A 9441-nucleotide genomic window follows, 5' to 3' on the forward strand; every position below is an offset into this window, starting at 1 on the left:
TACAGCATATTTCCCGTTCAGCGGGAAAGGGCCAGGGTCAAGCTCATCCAGTTCAAGACACCCATTGTTTCTGTTCAGATGACAGGAACTCTTCTTTTGTTTTCCCGGCTGAAGCATTAACGGTCGGTAAAGTTTCGATATGACAGGCTGAATCGAAAATAAGAAAACATAGCAACCACGGCTTGTTCATTCAGATGGCCTCCTATGTGGATCGTCATAGGCTCCTAGCGTTCACGCACCTCATTGACGATCAAGTGGACCACCAAGTTTACTAGTTCCGCAGACGTTCGGCCTTGGGTCATTAGATCGGCTTGCCGCACACGATCAATGAATTCCGTAACCCCCATTTGCAACAGTTCTACAGCACCATCTGCCGTGCGTAGCTGCAATTGAGTAATCCCTTCTATACCCTGCCCTCCTGCACCCATAGGTAGGCCCACCATCGTTGGATAATGGATCTGCTGCGTTCCGCTGACTAGGTTTCGAAAGGCACTCCACAACTGCAGCCGATCGAGGATGCGTGCCTCGACTTCGAGCACACGCAGCGGCTTCGCGCCGAGACGGCTGCGGCGGGCAGAAAAGCGAGCCTCCAGCGCAGCCAGCACATCGGCGCGCAGTTCGGGTCGCTCCAGAATTTCCCAAGGGTCAGGTAACTCGTCCAAGCTGAAGATCTCTTGGCAGTACGAGCTTTCGTTATGCGCCGTCACAATGATCCGCAACAACAATTTGACCTGTGCCTCACGGAGCGCGCCACCGGCATCGATGCCATCAGCCAGCGCGCGCAGTGCCAACAATTGTGGTCGTATGCCTGGTACAGGTCGCTCAAGACAGCTGCGCAGAATCCGGTGAACGGCTGACAAATGTTTCTCACGCTCCATGGCGGCCAGCAGGGCGAGGGCATAGGGATGGCGTTCGCCGCTATGCTGCATAGCCTGCTCGACACGGGCCACCAGCGCGCTGTCATCCCCGCAATTACGGACTTCCCATTGGGCGGCGAGTGTTTCGATGAAGGAGCGGTGTAGCCACTGGAGCTGTTCCTGTTCGTCGATAGCAAGCACCGGCGCCCTGCCCGGCAACTCATCCATGATGAATGCTAAGAGCGCCTGCAAATCACTCATCCAAGGTCGGCAGGCAGTACCCACGCGTACCTCGGCGAAATGTTCGCGCAAGTTTTCCCGGGTCAATGACCAGGACTCTCTTATTGCCTCGCGGGCCAAGTAACCGAGGATGTCGTCACGAAACAGCGCAAGGCCCGTGCCGGGGCCTAGCTCTCGTTGTGCCGCGTTAAGCATCAGCTCAAGGACGTTGGAGATCAGGTCGCTGGGGCGTTCAGGCAGTTGCGCACCGAGCGCGAGAATCGTAGCAGCAATCCTAACCTGGATAGGAGAGGCCCCGCTTTTGTACCACCGTAATCGCTGCAACTCGTTAAGGAAATCGGCTTGTCTCTGCATGTCGGGATATAGCATTACCGCCAACGCGTGGATGCGCTGCGCATCAAACGGCATGACTTGGAACACATGATGCCCACCCGGCGTGATGTTCTCCTGCACGGTCCTAATCGCCTCGCTCGGACGCGACATCACGAGTACCGAATGGATCAGCCGATCCAGCGGCCGCAAGCCATGCCGCGCTGGCCCTTTTGCTTGCAGCGATAGGTGCGCAAGCACTTGCTGCTGATCCACCAGCCTGACCTCGTCCAGGCCGTCGAGCAGCAAAACGAGACGCGCATCATTTTCATGCAAAGCCGTAATGAAGGCCTGGGCATCCGTGTGGTTTACGCCTAGCCGGCCGCCGGCAGTGTCGAGGACTTTACGCAGATCGAAGCGAGCCGCCACGAACGCAGTGGCATGGACGATGAACGGCACCAGCCGCCGCCCCGCGACGAAGACATTGGTCTCTAGTAGACTACGGCAGAAAGCCTGAAGCAGCGTAGACTTGCCACTGCCGGCTTGCCCGGTCAGGATGATACCGCGCCCTTGCTGGACGCAGACGTCCAACAGTTGCAATGCCGGCACCACGCCCTCGCCGCCTTGCGTAAGCGGATCGCCATTGCGCACAGCGCGTAGCTGCGGCTCGACGAAGCCGCTCCCCGAAGTCCACTCAACCAAGGTTGAATGGCGATGGGGCATCGCCGCCTCTAGTTCGGCGGCCGCAAATGCAAGCGCTTGGCGCAGCGGCCGATCCGCGACCAACACGAAGCCAGGGCACACATCGAGTGCTCGCACATCCGTAGAACCGATCTCGGAAGTACCTGCTGTCAGATGCTGACGTACCATAGCGACAACCAAACGCCTTTGCTCATCCCATAGGGGCGACCCGCTGTAACCGGGGCAAATTTCCTCAGAGCGGACATGAACGAGACGATGGCGGCTGTGCGCCAGCCCTTGGAAGGCGGCCTGAGCCTGCTCTATGACAGGTGCACCCGACTCCCAGACACCTCGCCACGCCAGCAGCCGACGGCCAGGCGCGGAATATCCGGGAGGTCCCGCAGGAAGTGTCCTAGCGTGGGCAAACAACCATTGTTCTGGCTCTCCGATCGGCAAAAAGCGCCCTCTTGCGTCTCTGGGCGGATCATCACCTTCACGTATAACATGGGCCCGTGCTGACCCTGGGATGATCTTAAGCAACGCCAAGTCTTCGCCCAGCACATCGTCTCTCTGGTCGAGCATTTCGCCGTAAACCGGATGCCAACGATGGGCGACCGGCTCCTCCCAGCCGATGCCGGCGGAACCAGCAGCTAACACCTCAGCCTGTACAGTGATGGGCAACTCGGGCGAAAGCCCGTATAGGCGTACCTGATCCCCGGGGCATAACTCAAGCGCATCAATGACATGCCGACAGGTCGCAAGGACACCTTGCGGGGTAACCAAGAACGCCATTCCAGTGGCCGACTCCGGCTCCGGCATTCGCACGACGTCGTAGCCATCTACGAAACTTGATGGCGACTGCAAAAAGAAGATCCCAAGGCTCGGATCCTCATCTTCGCCTAGTAGACTCAGGGCTAAGGCAGTCATGGCGTCATGAACTCCTCTTCAAAGCTCCCGGCGAACCCTCGTGCCTGCCCTACGACTTGAAACAGCTCGGCGTAGGCTCCCAAGTGTTCGTGCTTGGCGAAGCGCGATAAGGTCTCGGGCGACTCGAACAGGATCACTTCGACGCAATGCTCAGTGATCAGCACATCGAAGACTCCATTGGTCCCGATAGTGTCCACTCGGTCGAGGAACTTCCAATGCCAGCGATCACCAGTCTTTAAGTGAATGTTCGTCTGTACCAATGCCCATTGTTCATCTCCCGTTTCCAGGACGATAGCCGCGGGTCCTCGATAGGGATCGTCCATCAGCGTAACTGCGCCACGCGCGCTAGCCGCCTCCCAGCCGTGAATGCCTTCCAATTGGCAGTAAATAGGCCGGAAGAGTTGCGGGTCGATGAGCTTCATCAGCTGCGAACGGTTTAGCATGTGATCGGAAGCTGGTACTACTCGGCCATGGTCGATCAACGCCCAGATCTCATCCAAACCCTTACCGACGCTAGCCACCAGAGGCTTGACGCCACGGCAGGCATGGCAGAGGTCATCGACAGTCAAAGTGCGGTCGTCCGCGAAAGCAGCATACAGGCCGTCGAGTACCGCTTGCTCCAGTTCTGCGCCGGTAAACCCTTCGGTGAGATCGAGCACCGAGTCGAGCGCCGCTTCGGATAACTCGCAATTACGCATCTCCAGGTGTATCCGCAGGATCTCGCGCCGGCCTTCAGCACCTGGGCAACCAAAGAAGAAGCGGCCATCAAATCGCCCGGCACGGGTCAGCTCCGGCGGTAGCCCGTCAAAGCGGTTGGCTGTGGCCACGACGAACGCCGGTGCCCGCGACTCCTGTAGCCACGTCAGCAGGGTGGCCCGGACGTTCTGAGCCGCCGTGTGGGTATACTCCTGCCCCATGCCCTTGTCGATCTCATCGATCCACAGAATACAAGGGCTCATGGCATCAACGATACGCAGGGCGCTACGGATGTTGCGCTCAGATTCTCCGATATATTTGTCCTGCAACGCGCCCATGTCGAGACGGACCAGGGAGAACCCCCATTGCCGGGCGATCTCCTTGGCGGCCAGGCTCTTTCCCGTACCTGGGATACCCAGTAGTAGCACTCCACGAGGGGCACGCCCGATTCCGGCATCGCGCGCTCGATCTGGATGTTTGAAGACCTTCTCCCGCGGCTGCAGCCAGGTCATGAATCGCTCCATACCGCCGAGTGAGGTTGCCACACCGGCAGTATCGACAACCTCTAGCGCTGGGTTGGCGCGGACCCCGGAGTGTTTTGCACGCCGCACCGCCTGCAGAAGGTGTTCAGTGTCTCCATTGCTGGCCCTCAAACCGGAACGGATTGCCTCGGTTGCCTCACTCAAAGACATTCCGGCCGCCGATTGCGCCAAGCGCAGTAGGTCATCGTTGGTGGCATAGAGATCATTCGGAAAAGCATCGCCCCAGCCGAAATGGGGAGGCAAGATCTGCCTGAAACGCGCGGTGAGCTCACGAGTTGTCGGCAACGGTAATTGCAACTGCACCACGTCACGGGTGAGGTTGGCAGGTGCGGTTAGGTCCGTTCCTAGCAGAACCAACTGAGGTCCATTTTCCAGTCGCCCCAATCGGATACTGGCGTCGCGCAACACACTGGCCGTGTGGCTGGCGATTTGGTTCATTGACTTATCCAAATACTGGTCGATGTCCTGGATAACGATCAGCGTATTACTTGGCCGCTTTTCGACGATATAGCCGATCAGCTTCGCGAGGGCATAGAGATCAGTTGGGTCGCTGCCAGGAAAAGGTTTGTTGACATGCAACTGTGCAACCTCTTGCAACCGCACGTTCAGTGCATCCTGCGCCACCTCCCCCAAGACGCCGTCGAATGGCAGGTACTGACCATTCTCGTCTACATCATCGATGAACAGATAGACATCGGTGCAGGCAAATCCGGCAACTACATCCATGATGAATACCGATAGCCCGCCTTCGGTGGTACCGATACGTCTCTCATCTATCAATTGCAGAAGGTTCAGCCTTTGCTCGGGGTCATCGATCCGTGACGTGAATGCATAATGTTCGCGAATCCGGAGCGGCGTCGCCGGCAGGAAGCTACGCGTGCCCTTATCGTCCCATGTGATCTCGAACAATCCCGAGGCGAGTGTCCAAACGAATACCGTGCGTTCCTCGGCGCGAGCCGCATCGATCAGCTCACGAGCCTGGCGTCGCGGCTCGCTCGTCGTCGCTAAAATTACCGGGTGGTGCCGGCCCACCGCCTCATGCAGGTCCGCCGAACTGCGCCGGTAATAACTCAATCGCTGACCAAGCAGACGACTCGTACCGATCGGACCGGGGTCACTCCGATATGGCGCGTAGTAGTGCCTACCAAGCAACTCACCGATCAACTCCTCCACCTGCGCAATGGCAGCAGGTGAAGCATCGGCCAGATGAGCGTCCAGAAGTGGTGCCAAGGCATCCACGGGCACTACGCGTCTGTCGGCATCAGCGATCAGCCCGGACAGACGTTCTTCAATCAGCGACGAAACCGTATCAAACCACATCAGAAGCTCCTTGCGGGCCAAAGGCCCACGACGAAAAGCGTCGATGAAGGGCGGCCCATTGCTGGGCCTGAGCTGTGTAATTCAGTCCGGCCGCTAGAGTGAGACTCGCGCGTACGGATGGCCGTAAACCGTATAGGCCAACCATGAGGTATCTAGGTCGCTCTTGGCCTGCTCACGGGCGGTACGCAACGCTTGGCTCACGCTACGGCCCTTCTTGAGCTGACCATAGAACTGCGAGGCGAAGCCCAGCGCGGGACTGTCACCGATCGACCAAAGCGTGCCGACGAACAACCCAGCGCCACACTGGACAAAGGCTTGGGCCAGCCCACCAGCACCGGAGAGGGCGCGGCCGGGAACCCCGGACTGGCAGGCATTTAGGAAGATCAACGGCCTATAACCATCGACAGCCAAGTTGGCAAAGGTCTGCACGGAAGCGACCGACAACTGCATGGTGTTGGTGCTGCCAGCGACATTAAGCAGCAGTCCGGCGTTCCAGACCTGCTTATAGTCGGTACTACCATGACAGGCGAAATGCAGCGCATCGAAATCCTCACCGTTACTGCGCGCGAGCGCGGCCAGGACCGGCTTGATCTCGTCGCCGATAGACACAGCTCCCAGCAGTTCGCCAAGCATCTTCGCTTCTTCCTCTACATGAGCCAGGTTCAACCGCTCGTCGTGGTAGCGAGGAATGCAGTAACGAGCTTTACCGGGGCGCAATCTAAGCCGTGCCGGCGCTATTCCGACGTTGCTCATCCAGCGAGTCAAACCGAGTTCTGCCAAGAAAACACCGCCTTCGAGCGGCACTGGGACTTCTGGGGCCACTACATGCACGACTTCCCAAGGAATCGAAGGCTCGTTAGCGATTACCTGAAAACTGCCAATGGCGGCCCGGTGTTGCCAAATCAGGCGCTGCAGTTCCAGAGGGAATAGCGCCCGGAACATCTGTACACCTTGGGCTCGGACATCCTGCATCAATTGCTCGAACGCGGCGTCCTCAGTCGACCAGCAACTCTCCAGGCTGGCGTACAAGGCGCCGACATAGGCCTCCTTGTCGACATTGAAGTCGTGGGTGACGAACTCGTGATTAATTTCCAAATCGTCGCAGCGGGCGATAAAGCGAAGCCTCCATCTGTCCGGCGAGCCTTCCTCCATGATGCGCAAGTCTACAAGTGGAGGATCTTCTTCAGCACCATCAATCACCACAGACGCGGACTGGTTGCCCTTTGCAACGAAAACTGGTTGCAGGATCAACCGCGTAAGGCGACGCGCGCCCTGCAACACGTCCACCCAGACCTCCGCCGGACCAATGCTCAAGCCGCGCAGCTTAAATATCAATACCTCCGGCGCCCCCTTACGCGGTGGAGGAATCTGCGCCTCGGTGTCGCCCTCCACCTCGCAGTTCGTTCTAGGGCGTACTTTTATCTGTAGCGATTTCCAGTCCTCAATGGCGACGATGTCGTTGATATGGGTCTTGCCAGCTATCTGGACAATGTCCTCAAGTGATAGGGTTACCTCGAGCTCCGCGGTTTCGCCGACTACCGGAGACTCAGGGAGGGAGGCGTTGATGTGGCAAGGTGTCAGCGCATCCAGCCTCGGAGCGATGGCCGAATCGGGGGCAGCCGCAAAGGTCTCGCTGACCGGTAGCTTGTCACCTTTTCGACGTGGCAACGTCACCGATGATGCAGGTATAGCCGGTGCCGGCGGTGCTGCCAGTGCCGGTTTAGTTGAGACGGCCGGTTTTGCCGGCAACTTGCCGGAGACGCCCGACCTTTTGGCAGAGTAGCGATTAGAGGTTGGCTTAACCAACGCATCTCGGCGTCGACGTTCCTCGCCGCGCGGTAGGCCCAACCAGTCCGACAACCTGTCACAGGTTCTTGGCTGAGCGAAGTAGATGGTGTGATAGATCACATCCTCGTCTGCATACGCGAAGACGGAGGACGCTGGCAGCATGGCAGATTGGCCGAAGGTGGTCATTGAAGCAGTGTCAACTACCAGATCATTAGCTTCGTTTTGCCATAACCGATCAGTCAACCGATCGGCAAGGAAGCCTGCCAACGCCTTCGTTATGCCGTTGTCAATATTGAAACTGCCAGGCTCGAAATTCGCAGTGATCGCGCGATAGGCATCTATCTGCAACGTCGGGCTTCCTGCACGATTGAGCCGCGTAACCGTCTTACCACTAGGCTGCATCGAAGCGAGCCCTGGAACCCTTCGTTCGCTAATGGCGACCTGGGCTAGCAGTTGCATAAACTCGCCCAGAGTCTTGACCGCAAGATTCACCATCGGTGTAATTGCAACGCCGCTGGTAATCACCCCTACAGCACGTGCGCCGGCCATCACCACATTAGTGTAGAGGTCGACGAGCGCATCCCAATTTTGGGGCTCGGCGAGGTGGGTGCCTGCGTTAGTGCAACCGACGAAAACAGTATTACGGAATATGATGTCGGGGCGTTCGATGGCAAACGACTCCTGCGCCAATATCCGCCAAACTAAGCCTCCGCGGCTGAAGGCCAAGCTATCGATGATAGTGCCTTTGGGCAACATCCTTAGGGCAGCGGCCAATGCCTGGGCATTAGTCTCAGCATCCTCAGCCAATGTTTTATGATCGAAGCCGATGACCGCGTCGTACTTGGCGTAGGCTGCAGTCAGGAACTCGCGCCCGGCGGCATGGGTGCCTAGCGCGCCGAAGCTGCCCGAGGTGGAAGAAAACGTACCATGGACCAACAATAGGACCTGCATAGTACTTTGTCTTCCAACCGCTGGAAGTCCATCGCCCCGGGGTGTCCAGGTGGACGGGTCCATGCCGTTTAAGCGCACCAGCCCAGTAGGGTTACCCGACTCGATCCGCGATACGATGAGATCAACAGTCTTCTGCGCGAAAAACTTCAGCACCAGCACGCGGATGGGCTTGATCAACTTGTCAGCCACCCAATCGGTCAACAGCCCCCGCCGGCTCGGTGTGATATCCCCTGACCCGCTTGGCGTGAGTGTGAAGGTCAATGTTGTAGAGGTTTCTCTGCGCTGGGCCAAGGCAACGGGTTTGGGATCCGGTTGCTGCCAAGCAAACACGCCACCTTCCCCCTCCAACAGGATCACAGCTAGCTCGTCGGACTTGACATCGATCTGAACCTGGATGACTTCAGCCTGGCTACTGCGATGCGTATTTTGCGCTCCACTGCGCAGCTCGACATTGGCGCGGATATCAAATCCAGCATCGGTCAGGGCATTCTGCAGGGCATCTACTTGCCAGTCCGAGGTGGGCGCGGTTTTGCGTTGCACCGAAGGACGGGCTCGCCCTGATGCCTCCCCAGTAAAGACCTCGACCTCTATACCAGTGGGTAGATGAAGGATGACGTCACGCTCAGCGGGTGAGCGTCCAGTCCGGACAACACGCATGATGTTCTCCCCAGCAAGTGGTTGAAGCTCCTGAAAGTCCGTCCTCAGCAGAAGCCCACAACCAGCCACCTGGTAAAAATCCTTCCAGGAAACTGGGGCGTTTTGCGCATCGGTGGGTGACCTAACCTAGCACTACAAGCATTGGAAATGTGTGATGTTAGTTAGCCTTCTCGCAGCATAGAAGCTATTTACAATTTGTGCGAGGCGGCGTTTTTCAAGGTACTTGTCGCTTCAACCGTCTAACTATGCCGCTCTTTTGTAAGCGTACGGCCAACCCGTCTTGCCTAACTAAGCTGGTTGCCACCTGTGCGGCAGCAGCTCCGCAATCTCACTTGCCCGCTGCGTAGGCAGGCGCGTCAGCACATCTTTGAGATAGGCATACGGATCATGCCCATTGTTGCGAGCCGTCTGTATCAAGCTCATGAGCGCAGCAGCGCGTTTGCCACTGCGCAGCGATCCAGCAAAGAGCCAGT

General features: G+C 58.0%; 4 protein-coding genes. All 4 read right to left on the reverse strand.

Annotated elements, in window-relative coordinates; genetic code table 11:
- Positions 1 to 224: 224 nt before the first annotated feature.
- Positions 225 to 3014, reverse strand: coding sequence for an NACHT domain-containing NTPase (locus GUY40_RS25625; protein ID WP_166571703.1), 2790 nt, complete (start codon positions 3012 to 3014; stop codon positions 225 to 227).
- Entirely contained in the window at positions 3011 to 5572 is a 2562-nt protein-coding gene (locus GUY40_RS25630; RefSeq protein WP_166571704.1) for an AAA family ATPase, read from the reverse strand. Before GUY40_RS25630 ends, GUY40_RS25625 begins: the two co-directional genes overlap by 4 nt.
- Positions 5573 to 5665: 93 nt before the next feature.
- Positions 5666 to 8851, reverse strand: a complete 3186-nt coding sequence (locus tag GUY40_RS28605) for a CHAT domain-containing protein (protein ID WP_166571705.1) — start codon at positions 8849 to 8851, stop codon at positions 5666 to 5668.
- A 405-nt stretch (positions 8852 to 9256) separates the two neighbouring features.
- Positions 9257 to 9441 (reverse strand): transposase domain-containing protein (locus tag GUY40_RS25640; protein ID WP_166569492.1); only part of this gene is annotated, 185 nt, incomplete at its 5' end.

This window comes from Pseudomonas sp. R5(2019) (genome assembly GCF_009905435.1).
Taxonomy (GTDB): domain Bacteria; phylum Pseudomonadota; class Gammaproteobacteria; order Pseudomonadales; family Pseudomonadaceae; genus Aquipseudomonas.

Coding starts and splice junctions, on each gene's coding strand:
- GUY40_RS25625 (WP_166571703.1), bottom strand. CDS start 3,014: ATGACTGCCTTAGCCCTGAGTCTACTAGGCGAAGATGAGGATCCGAGC.
- GUY40_RS25630 (WP_166571704.1), bottom strand. CDS start 5,572: ATGTGGTTTGATACGGTTTCGTCGCTGATTGAAGAACGTCTGTCCGGG.